This window comes from Pseudoalteromonas sp. S1612, assembly GCF_005887175.1.
GTDB classification, from domain to species: Bacteria; Pseudomonadota; Gammaproteobacteria; order Enterobacterales; family Alteromonadaceae; genus Pseudoalteromonas; species Pseudoalteromonas undina.
On the sequence record NZ_PNDH01000020.1, the window covers coordinates 32,793 to 49,190 of the forward strand.

A 16,398-nucleotide genomic window follows, 5' to 3' on the forward strand; every position below is an offset into this window, starting at 1 on the left:
ATTTTACCTGTTTTTAAAATTAACTATTTGTGGCTTAAGCTTTTATTTTTCATTACTAATGCAACCTAAAAAAACGGCCAATAAAAAAGCCCTCAAATGGTTGGTTAGAGGGCTTAGGAACTAATTTGAACACTTAAAATGGCAGTTAGGCTATACCATGTATCTCTTTCCAATTACCTGGATGAACAACATAACCAAACAATGCATGTCCGCCATATACCAGCTCTGTTCCTTCTGGTATCCAGAGCATTTGCCCTGGCTTAACATGATGAGTTTCGCCATTTGCGGTTAACTCGAAGCAGCCTTCTATAACAAATACAACTTCATCATAAAGTACTGTCCATGCTACTTTTGCACCTTCCCATTTCGCAAAACCAACACCAATATTTGGTGATATTTCAGGGCTAAGTGCACGAGCCACGTAGGCCATGCCAGGCGTATCTCCACGTACATTAAAGTCGAGTAATTTACTGTCTACTAATTTAACCTGTTTCATATTTCACTCCTACTTTGCCATTTGGCAAGTTTAATTCGGCTTTTTACTCCTAAACCAAGCAATGGCTCTGGTGGATTTAAACTTGGCATACCCGTTACCTGCTGAATATCATCAAGCGACTGCGATGTTGCCCCCATAACATAATCAGCAAGCAAAGTACCCGACACAGTTCCCCAAGCAACCCCCACACCGTTATCACAGGCGCTGGCAAACACTCCATCATCGAGTTGACCAAAGAAATTAGTGAAATTTCGCGAAATAGCATAGGTGCCTCCCCACGAATGTGTAAAAGGCACATCGACTAGTTGTGGATAGCGAGCTAAAAATACTTTGCGATGATCGTTTTGAATTTCCTGACGCAACTTATCACTAATGCTGTTGCCATATTTAGCTACATGTTGGTAGGTATTACGAATAATAATACGACGATCAGCGGTCATCCTTAGCGTTGTGCCAGCGTGATCAGCGGGTGTAAGTCCCCAATCAAGTAAACCTGCATACTGCTGCATTTCTTTATCGTTTAGCGGTCGGGTCCAACTAGCAAAAGTCATTACAGGAAGTAATCGATTTTTTAAAAAACCAAACTCACGAGTAAAAATACTTGTACCCAGTAATAACTGAGGTGTTTTAATGCTGCCGTGCTCTCCTTGCAACAGCCACCCTCCTAGCTCTTTCTCCAAGCGCACAATAGGCGAATGCTCAAATACCTCAATGTTTTTTGGTAAGTTAGCACCTAAACCACAGGCTAGTGCTGCGGGTTGAACCAAGTACCCCCCCGGGGTGTAAATAGCACGGCTGTAGTAATTAGTGCCTAATACTTTTGCCAAATCAGTGCCAGTAACATGCTCAAATGGTTCGCCTAAATCGGTCATAAGATGTTCGAAGTGATCAAGGTAAGCTTCACCCCTAGCGCCTACTGCACCTTGGTATTTACCCGCAGCCGACCACTGGCAATCAATGTTGTATTTAGCAACTAAAGAAGCAAGCTGATCAATCGCAAAACGATTAAGTGACAATAATCTTTGCTTATGTGCAGGATCTGGGTGCTCAAGAGAGAATTTATGCGGTAAGTCAATCACAAACCCTGAATTACGCCCTGATGCACCTTCGCCTATTCGCTGTGCATCAATTAGGACAATTCGTGCATTTGGCGCGTGCTCAGCTAAACGGCGTGCCATAGCTAAACCAGCAAAACCAGCGCCTAAAACCACGTAGTCAGCCTTTTGTGCCCCCGTTAAAAGCGCTTGTTTAGGCTGCTTTGGTAAAGCGTTATACCAGCCACAGGTATTATCATCATGCGGTAAATGAATCATATTTTACTCCGTTGCTGCTAGGTTATTTAAACTTATTTGCTCTAACCAATAACTGCGATTAGCCTGTACTTGTTTACCTAACAGAGCAAAACCAAGTACTTGCTCATTAGCATCATTAAATACAGCCACTAACTCTTCACCTTGTTGTTTTATATGCCACTGACCTTGCGCCATAGGTGGTACAGGAAAAATAGTTAACGGCATTATAGGGGTTTTAACAATAACGGGACTCGGCAAAAATTTGGCGTTAGTTACATTGCCCAACAGGCTATTGACTAAAGCAGGTAGAATTTGATTTATGGGTGCAATATATGGCTGCCATCCTTGTGATGTTTGCGCACAGTCACCTAATGCAAATATAGCAGGGCGACTGGTTTGGCCATCGTCATTTACTTTAATACCACGCTCAACTTCTAATCCAGCTTGCTCAGCAAGCGTTACATTTGGCACTAATCCTACCGCAGATAGCACCACGTCAACTTCAATCACTTGACCACTATTTAAGTGTAATAATGAAACAGAGTCGTTGACTTCAATACGGTTGATACTATCTTCTAAATACCATGATACCCCCAAGTCGGCTAACTTTTGCTGTAAGGCTTCGCCGACTACTTGTGGGATCAGTCGATACATTGGCCACTGCCCTAAACCGATGACACTCACTTCATAGCCTTTGGCGCTCAAGTCATTTGCAAATTCACAGCCAATTAACCCATCGCCTAAAATAGCAACTCGCTTTTTACTATCAAGTTTTGCTCTTAATTGTGCATAATCGTGCAAATCATTCACACTTAGTACTTCTGAGGCGTCTCCAGCAATTGGAATTTTAATTGCTGACGCACCTGTCGCTAGTACTAAACGCCCATACTTATAACGCCCTATGCTGGTGATGAGAGAGTGATTATCTGCATCTATTCGTTCAACACGTGTATGCGGATAAACACGAATATTAAGACGCTGCTCCCACTCAAGTGCGGCTTCGTTTTGTAAATCAGCTGCGCTTTTCCCCATTGCAAAAGCATTCGAAAGAGCAGGTTTGCTGTAAAGTGCGCCGTCATCAGCGGTGAATACGGTAATAGCTACGGTTGATGATTGTTTACGTAATGCAGCCGCTACTTGATAACCACTGTGGCCACTACCAATGATAACAATTGGGCCTTGCGGTTCATCAACAATGGTCTCAGAAACACGAGTGTGTTGAACAGCAGCTGGTTCAGTTACTTCACCTTCAGTTAGTTCATCTTCACTTATTTCGATCATTTCAAAATCGGCTTTGCCTACTAAACAATCTGGACATACCCAATCCTGTGGTACATCCTCCCAAAGGGTGCCTGGAGGAATACCATCAGCAGGCCAACCTTGGGCCTCATCGTAAATGAGGCCACAAATAATACAGAGCCATTTTTTCATTTCTCTATCCTAATAATTTGGATTTAACCCTGTGGGTTATCTACTGCAGAAAGTCACAAATAGATAAACCGTAAGTTTTATAAACAGAGTCGTTGCCACTCGTTATAAACGTATAGCAATATTGCGTGTTTGCATGTAGCTGTAGATGGCTTCTTGACCTTTTTCTCGGCCAAAGCCAGACAATCCAACTCCGCCAAATGGCGTTTCTATGCCACCAGCAAACCATTCATTTATAAAAACTTGTCCACCACGAAGTTGCTGAGCCACTTGTAATGTTTGGTTAAGTGCTTCACCAAATACGCCTGCTACTAAACCAAATTCAGTGCCATTAGCTATTTTTACAGCCTGTTGCTCATCTTCAAATGGCATAATAACCAATACAGGACCAAATACTTCTTGTTGAGATATGGACATATCAGGGGTTGCTTCGATCACAGTTGGAGCAACATAGTAACCTGCCAAATCAGGAGCATAGCCACCACATAAAATAGTTGCCCCCTCTTTTTTAGCTTGTTCAATCATTGCCAATACACTGATTTGTTGAGCTTGAGAAACCACGGGCGTTAAATCAGCCTGCTCTTCACCTGAGCCGATCACTAAATTTTCAGCCATAGTAACCACTGCCGATTTAATCTCTTCGTAACGAGCTTTATCTACCAGTAAACGCGACATTGCAGAGCACACTTGTCCAGCATTAAAGAAAATACCTGTTTGCACACTGCTGATAACTTTCTCAGTAGCCGCATCTTTAAGAACAATAGCTGCAGATTTACCACCCAATTCCATTACAGAAGGTGTTGCACGCTCAGCTGCACCTTTTAGAATACGTTGCCCAGTGGGCACTGAACCGGTAAAAACAATTTGATTAACATCATTATGCTCAACTAGGTGGCTCCCCACTACTGAACCCTTACCACACAATAGGTTAATAGCGCCTCTTGGAAAGCCAACACTTTCGAGTGCTCTTACTAAATACACCATACCAACAGGCGAAATTTCGGGTGACTTAATGACTACTGCATTACCCGCCGCCAGCGCTGGAGCTAAAGAGCGAGCACAGATTGAAACTGGGAAATTCCAAGGTACAATTTGTACTGATACACCCATAGGGATATATTGCGTAAAATCAATATAGTTTTTACCTAAAGGAATCGACGTACCTTCGAGTTTGTCAGCCATGCCGCCATAGTATTCAAAATAACGAGCAGCCTCTAAGAATTCATCTTTTGCATCCGCTAAGGTTTTACCGTTTTCTCTGCACAGAGCTAAAGCACCTTCATCAGCTATCTCTTTGATAGCTTTTGCTGCATCAAGCATCCACGTTGTGCGCACAGCTGGGCGTACATCGCTCAATAGTCCACCGCTTATGCATTGTCTGGCGGCTAGCATCGCATTGTTTGCATCATCAACGCTGGCACTTGCAATCGTGCTATATTCCTGTGCCGTGGCGGGGTTTATTACCGAAATATGAGTGTGAGAATCACACCACTGGCCATTAATGAAATTAAGATAATGAGTCATAATTAAGCCTCCGTCACAGATTTCACTTGTTTGGCAAGCCAAATTTGGAAAAAGTGTGTTGGTGTATCCATTTCAGGTGAAAAAGCCCCACCACCAAAACCAGGTGAGTACCGTCCTTGCTGCATTCCTTCAACTGCGCCAATATCTTCACCAAACACCACACGCCATGATTCAAGTGTTGCAGTACGACACGCCGCATACTCATCTTTAGTTGCTTCATCACTAATATAGAAAATACGTAAACGTTCGATAGTTTTATCTGTACTAATTGGGTCGATCATCATTGCAAAAGCGTGATCAGCTTGAATACCAATAAGTATATTTGGAAATAAAGCAACATATTCAGCATGGCGTAGCTTTTCCTCAGGCCAGCTTGGGAATTTTGGTAAGTGTGTACCAGCAGTATCAGAAAGGTTATATTTATAGCTACCTTGACCAGAAAAACGCTCATCGAACATGATATTGTAGTGATCTTCTAATTTAGAATAAGTATTTAACGCTGGATGTACCCAAGGTAAATGATAGGCTTCACAGAAGTTTTCTATGGTTAACTTCCAGTTACTTTTTACTTCAATTTCTAAGTGTCCGCCCATATTGGCACGACGTAATAAACTCAAACCATCGTCACCTAAAAACTCTTGCCAACGCTGTGTTAAAGGAGCTATATGTTCATCGAAAGAACTCGCCTCGCCAGATAGATTAATGAATACCATATCCATCCAAATAGCTGAGCGGATTGCTTTTAGCCCATGCTTTTCACATGCAAAACGTTCATCGTTATGCTTACCGATGCCACCTAAATGCGGAGTGCCTTTTAAGCTTCCATTTAAATCATAGGTCCATGAATGATAAGGGCAGCGGATCATGCCTTGCACTTCTCCTGCTTCATGTACTAACTTCATCCCTCGATGGCTACACACATTATGAAATACCTGCACTTCGCCTTGGCGACTCTTCATCATTAATAAAGGTAAGTCCATAAAATCAATTGGCATAACATAACCGTTTTTGATTAAATCTGATGCAAAACCAACGCACACCCATGTGTTACTAAAAACATGATCACGTTCAAAATTAAAGTACTCAGGATTGGTATACGCCTCGTTAGGCATACCTGTCGCTTCATGTATCGGGTTTAGTACACGATCAATTTGCTTAATAGGAATTATTGTTTGTTTTACAGTGCCCATGCTCATTCTCCGAACGGTGTGTGTTTTAAAAAAATTTAAAGAGCAAAGTTCAATAATTAAAACCCATAGTTTTAACATTAACCTCACGCCCCAAACCCGTAACAACATTCTGTTATCAGATATGTTGATTTTGATTAACAACAAAGCACTAAACAAACGATAATTTAGCATCTCACTCATGAGTTTTTGTAATGGTTAAGAGTGCAATAATATAAATATTGCTTACTGGTTATAAATAAGCGGTAACATCGCATAAGCAAAGCTCATGGATTGATGAGGATTAATCATTTGTAAATTGCCAGTTAATTTTTTAGTTTCTTACCACTTATTTAACAACAACAAAAAAGACAACGGAGCACACACATGAAAAAATCCGTAATTTTGGCTAAGTCTGGTTTTTTAAAGGGATTAAATCCGACGGTGACCATCGCATCGAAGGTAATTCTAATCGCCTTTATTTTATTCATAGTCATACTTGCAAATAAAGCAGGGCAGTATTTTGAAAGCCTTTCGACTTTTTTACTCTACAATATGAAATGGTTTTCTATTGGCTTAGTAACTTTAGTCGTTGGTTTTTTACTTTATTTGATGGTAAGTCGATACGGCCATATTCGACTGAGCGAAAATGACGACGATCAGCCTGAATTTAGTTTTTGGGCATGGATAGCCATGTTATTTTCTGGGGGGATGGGTATTGGACTGGTTTTTTGGTCTGTAGCAGAACCCATGTGGCACTATGCTGCAAACCCATTCACCGAGGGGTTAACCAATGAAGCAGCGTCAATGTCAATGCAGCTTACTTTTTACCATTGGGGACTCCATCCGTGGTCGCTTTTTGTAATAGTTGCCTTAGCCTTGTCTTATTTTTCTTACCGTAAAGGCCTTCCTTTTACCTTTCGCTCTATTTTACACCCACTGGTGGGCGATAGAATTTATGGCCCTATAGGACATGTTGCCGATATTATCACGGTAGCCGTTACAGCCTTCGGCATCGCGCAAACCCTGAGCCTTGGAGTTATTCAAATTAACTCTGGATTACAACAAACGCTTGGGATAGAGGTTAGCCTTGTTACTCAAACTGTGCTTATTATTGTGCTATGTACCATTGCTGTAGGCTCGGTTTTATCGGGCGTTGGTAGAGGAATACGGCTACTCTCACAATGGAATATGCTGCTGTCGTTATTATTAGTATTGATAGTACTTGCAGTGGGTCCGACCCGTTATATTTTAAATGTATTTATGGAAACATCAGGGAATTATATACAAAATTTAATTTCGATGGGGCTATGGACTGATTCGCAAAATGACTCAGGATGGCAAAGCTCTTGGACCGCTTTTTATTGGCCATGGTGGTTAACTTGGGCACCGTTTGTAGGTATGTTTATTGCGCGAATTTCAAAGGGACGTACCATTCGCGAACTTATTGGTGGTGCTTTGGTGGCCCCAACTGTTATTGCCTTTATTTGGCTTTCAGTATTTGGTGGTAGCGCCTTAAAAATGGAGCAAAACGAACGTATTGCTGCACAACAACAAACCGTTGTAACACAAAACAAAGTTACAGAAACAAACGCAGAACCCTTTAGTGGTGGTGTTGTGTTACAAGCAACCAAAGCAGATAGTACACGTGCCCTCTTTACCTTATTTGATAATTTAGACAGTAACTTATTAGGTAAATTACTGAGTGTATTAGCCTGTATCTTACTTGCTACTTATTTTATAACCTCAGCCGACTCGGGCACCTTAATATTGTGTATTTTAGATGCTGCAGGTGATACTGAACCACCGACCTCTATTCGTATTTTATGGGGTATAGTTATTGCACTTATTGCATGGGTACTTATTTATGCAGGAGGCCTGCAAGCAATAAAGTATGCGTCAATCATCATTGGCTTTCCTATTTCTATATTTATTTTAATGATGGGTGTTACCTTGTTTTATAGCATTCGCCGTGAACCAAAACCGTGGGCAATGTTGCCGCAGCACGTACATCCATGTAAAGAAAAACTCGATGGCCCTGTTGAGCACTAAATCAATATAATGAGACTAATAAACAAAAAAACCCTGCTAGTTAGCAGGGTTTTTTATTGCGGCGTAATTTATACTAAACCTGTATCACCTACTTCTTCAGGAAGTTGTGTTAATAACCATTCTCTAAAATACTTTACACTCGCAGGTATGCGGCCACCGTTATCTGGCTCTAGTAAAGAAAACTTAGATTCAGTGGCTAATACATGCTCGGTTGGACGCACTAATGCACCACTTTGTAAATATTCATCAGCCAGAGAACCCCACGCTAATGCAATGCCTTGGCCATTAATTGAGGCTTGCAACAACATAGGGTAATTATTTATGTTGATACGGCTTTTAGGAGCTATCTGCTCAAGTCCAACTCCTGCAAACCACTCATCCCAATTAACCCATCCCATTTGTGTTTCGTCTAAAAATAAAATTGTTTTATTAAAAATATCTTTCGGATCGTTCGGATTACCAATTTTTTCAAGATAGCCAGGACTACAAACTGGAAACACTTCTTCGCAAAACAAAGTGGTCACCTTCATATTAGCTGGAGGCGTGCGACAAAAAAACAATGCTAAATCGCATTCTAAACGGTTTAAATCAACTACATTATCAGATGCTAATATTCTTAAATCAATGTCATCATATTGATTTTGAAACTCAGCAACTTTTGGCAATAACCACAAGGATGCCATTGCATTAGTTGTCGCTACGGTTACTTTTTTATCCCCTTGCCATTTTTTTACCTCTCCTGTTATATCTGCAATATCTAATAAGGAGCGACTTATAGACTGATAATACTGCAGACCAGCTGAGGTTAAATGAATACTGCGGCTTGCACGAGTAAATAAGGCTTTACCTAAATACTCTTCTAACTGTCGTATTTGACGACTTATCGCACCTTGAGTAACGTTAAGCTCATTTGCTGCAAGAGTAAAACTTAGGTGTCGAGCGGATGCTTCAAATGCGACTAGACTGTTGAGCGGTGGCAATGGACTAATTTTCATATAATTTCCTACTGCGTTTCTATCAAAGAAACTAATAACCAATCCATTGAAGGTAAAAGTAAGTACTGAATATATTTTTAAACATTGAGTTAATCAATTACAAATTTGGTAAGGTTTTAGTGTGGGTAATTAATTAGTTTGTGAAGACATATAAGCACACGCCCAATGTGTAGACGTGTGCTTTGAATATTGGTTTAGAAGTAATAGCCAATATTAATGTTAAAGCGACGCTCAGTTTCGCTGCTATCGCCCGCTAATGAACCACCAACAAATGGCATATTTTTACCATGAACTAAGTCAAAGTAAGTAAATAAACCACCAGCAGCTACCGAGAAACCGGTTACGTTCATCCAGGTATCTCTGCTGTTGTCTGATTTGTCGTAAATAGCACTATAGTCGTTGTAAAACTGTAAGTTTGTTACCGCGCCCCATTGTACCGGTACGCTGTATGCTACGTTTGCACTCGACATTGTTGCCTCTGCCGCCATGCTGTCGTAAAACGAGTAAGCGCCCACAGCAATACGGTTTACGTTATCAATATCGTAGTTATATTCACCGTGTTGAAGTTGTAAGTTCCAAGGGCCCATATTACTGTTTAAATGTAATGCCCACGCGTTGTAGTCACCTGCGCGGTCAACACCATCATGCAAGCCACCAGCGAGTGCCGACACACCTATTTCAGTTTTACCACCTTCATGTTCTAGGTGGTAGCCGTAACGACCTGAGAACGTATTGTACTCGCCTATAGCATTAGTTGGCTCAGCATAAACACCATCTCCAGCTTCTCTAAAGCCAACAATGTCGTAAGAATAGCGATCGCTGCGGTTATCTACATAACCATCAACACCACCTAATTCATCATTTTTGAAAAAACCCAAATCAAGCTGCCAGTTATCAGCAATCTTACGCTTAAATAACACCCCTAAATCGTGGTCGTCTTCAAGGCCAACATAATAGTTAGTGCTGAAAAAGTAGTTATGTGAATTGTATGGCCAGTTACCAAAAGGAACCTTGGTAATACCGGCTTGAACTTGCCAATCATCAGCAAAATCGTAAGCTGCATAAGCGTATTTAACAGCGGTCATATAATCAAAAAAGCGAATTTCAGCGTTTAATTTTACATCACCAACGTCGCCTGAGAAATTTAAGCGAAAAATATCAAAGTCAAAATCGCCGCCGCGATTTTTATTATCGTCATCATACGAAGTATGGCTGTAGTTGGTTCGAACAGCACCACCAACTTTAATTCCCTGAGGCTTGTGTTCATGTTTAGCTACTTTAACTTCAGCTGTATCTTCTTTCACTTCAATGGTGCGTTCGATTGATTTTTCACTTTTTTGCTCTGCTTTCGCAAGTTGCTTTTGCAGCATTTCCACTTGTTTTTGTAAGCTGCTTAATTGCTGCTTTACTTTATCAAGATCTGTATCTGCATGTGCCTGATGTGAAAAAACAACCATAGCCACTGCTAGTGCTAAAGGTTTCATAGGTGTCATAATTTGTCCTTGCTTGCCTTGTTGATATTATTAACTCGAACTTGGTCAGCGTGAGCTAAGTACCTGCTTGATTTTACATGTTGTTTTACAATGATAACGTATTTTTACAACTCTTCAATTACACTTTGTGATTTTGCGCAACACACCAGCAACACACAAACTACTTTTTAGCAGGGTAAGCATGACAATTAATCATCATTTTAATAAATAAAAGCAGTAGCTTGCAAAATTAAAGCTTAAAAAATAGCAGGATGATCATGTACCTATTTTTAATGTGTTATTATTTGAGAAATCATATTTAAAACAGCCAGTTTGCTGCTACATATATAAATTGAGGACGCTCAAAAAATGAAAAATAACGATACCTTTAACACGATTGCTACGTTAATTTTTAAACATCTTTATAATAACTTTCCAACTCCAAGTCAGTTAGATCCTGAACAATTAATTAGCGATGCCTCAGATCATCAAGGTGAGCAAATAAAAGGAACAATCGCCTTTCTTCTTCATGAAGGATATGTATTTTCGACGCCAAGCGCCGCTTTTTTGCTAACCGAAAAAGGCTTTAGCCACGCTTTGTGCCCTAAATTTTAATCTCAGCGTTTAAAAAGCGATACCACAAAAAAAGCCCTAGCAATTAAAGCTAGGGCTTTTTAATGATTTTTAACGTTTATTTTTTCTCTTTTTCTAAACGCTTTTTAAGACTCAAAGCCGCATCTGCAGCCAACAAACGCATAAATTCAGAGCCATTGTTTTGTTCGCCTTGACCCGCACCTATAACAATTTCAGGCACTAAGCGGCTGTTACCTAAGCTATTAAATAAAGCCGTTTGAATTTTAACTTCTGCTTTAAGTGTTTCATCAAACACATATTTAGGATCAAGTGCTGCTGACTTTGCGCGTAAACGTGCTTCAGCTAATACATCCATGCCTAAAGCTTCTAAGCGTTGCTGTTTTAAAATTTCTTCTTGCTCTTTTGCAAGCTCAGCCTTCACTGCGACACGCTGTTGTGCAGAAATAATCGCATTGGCTTTTATTCGCTCTGCATCTATTTGCTCTTTAATTTTTAGCTTTTCAGACTCAGCTCTTTGCTTTGCAATCGCTTGTTCGCCTAATGCAACTTCTGTACGTGCTTGTTGCTCTGCCTTTTTAAGGTTTTGTCTTGCAAGCGCTTCATCTGCTGCAGCTTGCTTTTGCGCCTCTAAGCGCGCATTTACCTTATTTTCGTAATCAATATCAATAATACTCGCATCAACTACCGTGATGCCGTAAGAGCCTAAAATAGGTGCATTACGCAGCGGCTTACCTTCAGCATCTTTCTTTATGTTAATGGTAACGCGTTGTTGCTTACTTAAATTGCTTAAATCATCAGACTTGTCACGCTCGCCAGTACTAATAATTTGCTCAGTAACAAAAATGCCATTAGTCAGTTGATCAGAAAAATCTTGGCTTAATTGACCATTACCACCTGAGTAATGTTGCTCAACCGACATCATACGTGCCGACGCTTTTACATTTTCTGTAGTGGCACGCATTAAAAGATTAGATATCAGGGTTTCTTGGGAGCCAAATTCTTCATGAATTTTTAATAATCCACGTAAAGCGCCCGACTCACTTGCCGGTACATTACCAGGTAATCTAAAACGTGATACTCCTCTGGCGCCACCTGTCGTGGTATCTAAGAATCGAATAGGAATGAGTGGTACAATGGCACTGGCTGTTGCACTGCTATCGCCGGTAAAGTTAATTGAAATAACTTTTTTATAGGCAGATGTGGTACCAAATGCTTTTAAGTAAGGGCCCGCTTGATTTATTACCGTTAAATTACCAGTAAAAGCTGACTGATGAACTAACCGTTCATCGGCTTCATTCCATGAAATAACCTGCGAAGTTAATGTTGCAATAACTGCTAACACCACAACAACGGATGTTAGTAAAATCACATTACGACGACCAAAACGCGCCATAAATGAAGTGTTTTTTGCCTCAGCGACTGTTTGTTGCTCGCTATCCATTTTTAGTACTCTCCATGTTTAGTTTCTTTTTAACAAAATACGTAATTTCTTGTTCGCTTAAATGCGCACAAAAACTACCCGATCGATGCAAATCTATAAATGTTGCAAGGATCTCTTGTTTGCCTTTAATTGTTTTTTCCTGGTTTTCTTGGGTTTGGTTTTTCTCGCTAAGTTGAGCAATCAGATCATCAATGATGGTGTCTTTATCAAATAACACATTATATTCTTTTGACTTTCTTACTCGGCTCTTACGTACATTGCTGTAAATCACATAAAGCGCCACACACAAAATAATAACAAGCGTACTTAACCCAATAATATAAAAAATCATAACGTCTGCTTATATTAATTGAACAATTAACCCTAACAACAAATGTAACGGTTAAATCACAAATGTTAAGCCGATAATTTTACAGAATAACGACCCAAATAACAGAATTAATACTTGGCTCTTGTATATTTTTGTAAAAATTAAAATAGAAAAGTTTAATATCTGAAGTCTCAACATCAACAATGTTACTTTTAGTGAGTGTGGGTGACAGCCGCTTAGAGTCAACGGTAAACATCTTCTGTTCAAACTTTCATATTGAATATTAAGCCATTTATCCTTTTTAAAATAAGCTGATTTCAAAGTGAAAAATGCAATAATTTCCGAGTAAAGTTAAAAATATTTAAATTTTTTCTGGCGAAGATCAAAATGCGGCCTACCCTTAGTATGTAAATTAGGTACTGATTATTTGCTCAAAATTAAATCATATGGGCATGCAGTTGATCATTTACGTTACATCAAACCACTTATTAGTGAAAAAGGATATAAAGATGAAAAAATGTAAATACGCAGCATTGCTCGCTACAGCTATCTATGCACAATACAGTTTTGCTGCAATCGATGAGCTCACTATTTTACAACACACTCAAGAAGCAAAAAAAACCACAATTGCCAAACACGCTAATACCCATGTAAATCTTTCTAGGCAATTTACAATCGAAACAACACAAGGCCCTGTAATTACTCAAACTGTATCGCACCCTAATGCTGATTACATAAAGCTACATTTTAGCCAAGTAGATCTAAATGGTGACGCAAAGTTAGTCGTTAGAAGCGAAGACAACTCAGAGCGTTATGAATATAGTAGTAATAATATGGACGCTGCAACAATCGATAGCTTAAACGGAGATGATGGTGTGCATTCATTTTCTTCTATGTCGGTTTCAAATGACAGCGTTATCATTGAATATTACCCTGATCCAAAAAACAGTAAGCAGCAACACCAGTTTGGTGTTATTGATAGCTATTTTTACGGCACTGAAAGTGCCAATATAAATATCAATGAACAAAATAAACCTGCCCCTTTGTCTACCTGCGGTATTAATGAGCGCAAAGACGTGCAGTGTTGGGCTAATTCCAACCCAACAGAGTTTGACCGCAGCCGCCCGGTAGCACGCTTAGTAATTGGTGGCCGCAGCTTATGTACCGGTTGGCGCGTTGGCAGCGATAATAAATTATTTACCAATAACCACTGTATTGAAACTGCATCTGAGCTTGCCTCTACAGAAGTGTGGTTTAACTACCAAAATAAAAGTTGTAATGGGACAACCAGAGAAACCATTGTAAAAGTAACGGGTAAAGAGTTTTTTAAAACTGATTACACGTTAGATTACACCCTATTTAGTGTTAATGACTTTGCCAATATTGAACAATTTGGTTACTTAGGGCTTGATGTGCGAAACGCACAGCAAAGTGAACGTATTTATATTCCGCAACATGGTTCAGGTAATCCTAAGGAGCTGTCGATTGAATCTGATCAAGACACCAATGGTTTGTGCCAAGTTAATGCCCCCTCAACGAATGGGCGTGGAAGTAATACTGATATTGGATACTATTGTGACACTATAGGTGGCTCTTCCGGTTCTCCTGTTGTTGCAGCATCAAGTAATCGTGTTATTGCACTTCATCATTTAGGTGGATGCTACAATAAAGGCGCCAAAATAAGTAAGATTTGGCCCCAAGTCGCAACTTACTTTAATAACACAGTGCCTGTTGGCGATAACGACGGTACTACACCACTGCCACCTACCGCACGTTTTGAATACAGCTGTGAGCAATTACAATGTAATTTTGATGCAACAAGCTCCAGCTCAGCAGGTACTATCAATAGCTATAGTTGGAACTTTGGCGATAATCAAACCGGTACAGGTGCAACTGTAGTGCATAATTTTGTATCTGAGGGTGATTACGACGTCTCTGTTACTGTGCAAGATAGTAACAATAATACAAACACGCTAACCCAAACAATTAATGTTTCCAATGGTTCATCAACAGAAGTTGAATTAACTAAAGGGCAAGCATTAACAGGCCAAAGTGCAGCATTAAATCAAGAGACTATTTACTATATTGATGTACCTGCAAATAGCACTAACATCTCAATCGATATAACGGGTGGTTCAGGTGATGCAGACCTCTATGTTAAAAAGAGTACAGTGCCAAGCACAAATAATTACGACTGCCGCCCATTTAGAAATGGTAACACTGAAAGCTGTAATATAAGTCAAGGAGAAGGTCGTTTTTACATTATGCTTAAAGCGTATAACAGCTATCAAAACGTAACAATCGTGGCTAATTATGAAAATAGCGCACCACCTACAGATAGTGATACTCGCGTATTAACGTCTCGTGCTTATGGATTTCCAGATTTTTGGCAGCGCTATAGTTATGTAGTACCTACAGGCGCAACCACTGTAAATATAAAAACATTGGGTGGCGAGGGAAATACTAACCTCTATGTTCGAGCGGATGCAGCGGTAACAAAAACACAATATGATTGCTTATCGAACAACAAAGACAACAATGAAAGTTGTATCTTAGAGGTGAGTTCTGGCCAGACATTACAAATCGGACTGTTAGGTGTCACTAATTACGATTGGGTTAAGCTTGTTGCAACTGCTAAATAATTAATATCATTCCCCTAAAAAAAGCACTGCAGTGAACCTGCAGTGCTTTTTATTTGGGTTTAATTTACTCTTTTAATGCAGGCGTAATAAACATCACAATAAATAAAAAATACCACCTATTACAAAAAGAACTCATAGTTAGTCGTTATTAAAAAACATAATCCGATCTCACTATTGAGTGCGTGATAATAGCTTCAAAACTTGTTTAACTACCATTTCTGGCTCATCATTTTGTGGATAGTGGTAACTTTTACTGGTTAGCACTATCTCACCTTGAGGAAAAGCATTAGCCCAGTTTGAATGCAGTTCTCCCCACATTTCACGCCCTTTTTCAGTAAAAAATAACACCGATGGATTTTCATATTTTTTAACTGAGGCAATAACCGTCACGGGAATATCTGCTATTTGTGGATAATCGGGCAAAGGTCGCTTCGACCAAAAGTCTAAATACTGATTCGACATGCCGTTTTTCATATCATCACGTTTTATAGCGGCAATTTCTTTTTCAGCGCGCGGTAAATCAATCTTACGCATAATATCAACATCATGCTCTGAGGCGGGTTCAATTAACATTAACGCTTTAATGTTATCGGGGTAACTTGCTGCAAATACCCTTGCGATATAAGCACCATAAGAATGCGCCACATAAACTACCGGTTCTTCAATTTTTAACGCTTTAAGCAATAGTAAAGCCTCAGTAGCATACTGCTCTGAGCTATAGTTTTTCTTTATTTGCGAAGAGCCATCATTGCCAATTCGAGAATAGCGAATTACTTTTGCATGCTTAATAAGCGAGTTATAAATGGGATCCCAATCACTCAAACCGGCAGAGCCACCCGCCTCAAGTAAAACAGTGTGTTTACCACTACCCGCCATTTCATATTCAATATCAAAGCCATTTACTTTAACTTTAGCAAGCTCAGCAAACACAGCGGTAGAGGTGATTAATAGCCAAAATAGAATCGTTTTTATTATTAGTTTCATAT

The 16,398-nt window shown here is 39.8% G+C and carries 13 protein-coding genes; 3 read left to right on the forward strand and 10 right to left on the reverse strand.

The window, feature by feature from the left end; genetic code table 11:
- Positions 1-145: 145 nt before the first annotated feature.
- From CWB78_RS08575 to CWB78_RS08595, 5 genes are all read right to left on the reverse strand, one after another.
- Complete coding sequence (locus CWB78_RS08575) at positions 146-496, reverse strand: EutQ-related cupin domain-containing protein (protein WP_010390305.1); 351 nt, start codon at positions 494-496, stop codon at positions 146-148.
- The gene (locus CWB78_RS08580; RefSeq protein WP_138595080.1) at positions 493-1,809 is read right to left on the reverse strand and encodes an NAD(P)/FAD-dependent oxidoreductase; all 1,317 of its coding nucleotides are present in this window, start codon (positions 1,807-1,809) and stop codon (positions 493-495) included. The genes CWB78_RS08575 and CWB78_RS08580 overlap by 4 nt, the downstream gene beginning before the upstream one ends.
- Positions 1,810-1,812: 3 nt before the next feature.
- Complete coding sequence (locus CWB78_RS08585; protein ID WP_075169104.1) at positions 1,813-3,219, reverse strand: FAD-dependent oxidoreductase; 1,407 nt, start codon at positions 3,217-3,219, stop codon at positions 1,813-1,815.
- A gap of 102 nt (positions 3,220-3,321) precedes the next feature.
- Positions 3,322-4,740: an aldehyde dehydrogenase family protein gene (locus CWB78_RS08590; RefSeq protein WP_138595082.1), complete on the reverse strand. Its 1,419-nt coding sequence runs from the start codon at positions 4,738-4,740 to the stop codon at positions 3,322-3,324.
- A gap of 2 nt (positions 4,741-4,742) precedes the next feature.
- The gene (locus CWB78_RS08595) at positions 4,743-5,930 is read right to left on the reverse strand and encodes an aromatic ring-hydroxylating oxygenase subunit alpha (protein WP_138595084.1); all 1,188 of its coding nucleotides are present in this window, start codon (positions 5,928-5,930) and stop codon (positions 4,743-4,745) included.
- Positions 5,931-6,293: 363 nt separating this feature from the next.
- Between CWB78_RS08595 and CWB78_RS08600 the strand changes: the two genes are divergently transcribed.
- Positions 6,294-7,958 carry a BCCT family transporter gene (locus CWB78_RS08600; RefSeq protein ID WP_249930425.1) on the forward strand — a complete coding sequence of 555 codons (1,665 nt, stop codon included), beginning with the start codon at positions 6,294-6,296 and terminating at the stop codon, positions 7,956-7,958.
- A 68-nt stretch (positions 7,959-8,026) separates the two neighbouring features.
- On the opposite strand, the gene CWB78_RS08605 is transcribed toward CWB78_RS08600, so the two are convergent.
- Positions 8,027-8,953: a LysR substrate-binding domain-containing protein gene (locus CWB78_RS08605; RefSeq protein ID WP_010390313.1), complete on the reverse strand. Its 927-nt coding sequence runs from the start codon at positions 8,951-8,953 to the stop codon at positions 8,027-8,029.
- A gap of 194 nt (positions 8,954-9,147) precedes the next feature.
- Entirely contained in the window at positions 9,148-10,446 is a 1,299-nt protein-coding gene (locus CWB78_RS08610; protein WP_010390315.1) for a porin, read from the reverse strand.
- Positions 10,447-10,794: 348 nt separating this feature from the next.
- Here CWB78_RS08610 and CWB78_RS08615 point away from each other — a divergent pair, with 348 nt between their 5' ends.
- Positions 10,795-11,040 (forward strand): hypothetical protein, encoded by a 246-nt coding sequence (locus tag CWB78_RS08615; RefSeq protein WP_138595086.1) that lies wholly within the window; start codon positions 10,795-10,797, stop codon positions 11,038-11,040.
- 76 nt (positions 11,041-11,116) lie between these two features.
- On the opposite strand, the gene CWB78_RS08620 is transcribed toward CWB78_RS08615, so the two are convergent.
- Together CWB78_RS08620 and CWB78_RS08625 are read right to left on the reverse strand one after the other, a co-directional pair.
- Positions 11,117-12,460, reverse strand: a complete 1,344-nt coding sequence (locus tag CWB78_RS08620) for an SPFH domain-containing protein (RefSeq protein WP_010390318.1) — start codon at positions 12,458-12,460, stop codon at positions 11,117-11,119.
- On the reverse strand, positions 12,453-12,791 hold the full coding sequence (locus tag CWB78_RS08625) for a hypothetical protein (protein WP_010390319.1): 339 nt from the start codon (positions 12,789-12,791) through the stop codon (positions 12,453-12,455). Before CWB78_RS08625 ends, CWB78_RS08620 begins: the two co-directional genes overlap by 8 nt.
- 488 nt (positions 12,792-13,279) lie before the next feature.
- Here CWB78_RS08625 and CWB78_RS08630 point away from each other — a divergent pair, with 488 nt between their 5' ends.
- A complete protein-coding gene (locus tag CWB78_RS08630; protein WP_138595088.1) occupies positions 13,280-15,412 on the forward strand; it encodes a pre-peptidase C-terminal domain-containing protein in 2,133 nt (710 codons plus the stop codon).
- Between the two features lie 171 nt (positions 15,413-15,583).
- Here CWB78_RS08630 and CWB78_RS08635 read toward each other — a convergent pair whose 3' ends face one another.
- Positions 15,584-16,396 carry an alpha/beta fold hydrolase gene (locus tag CWB78_RS08635; protein WP_138595090.1) on the reverse strand — a complete coding sequence of 271 codons (813 nt, stop codon included), beginning with the start codon at positions 16,394-16,396 and terminating at the stop codon, positions 15,584-15,586.
- Positions 16,397-16,398: the final 2 nt, after the last annotated feature.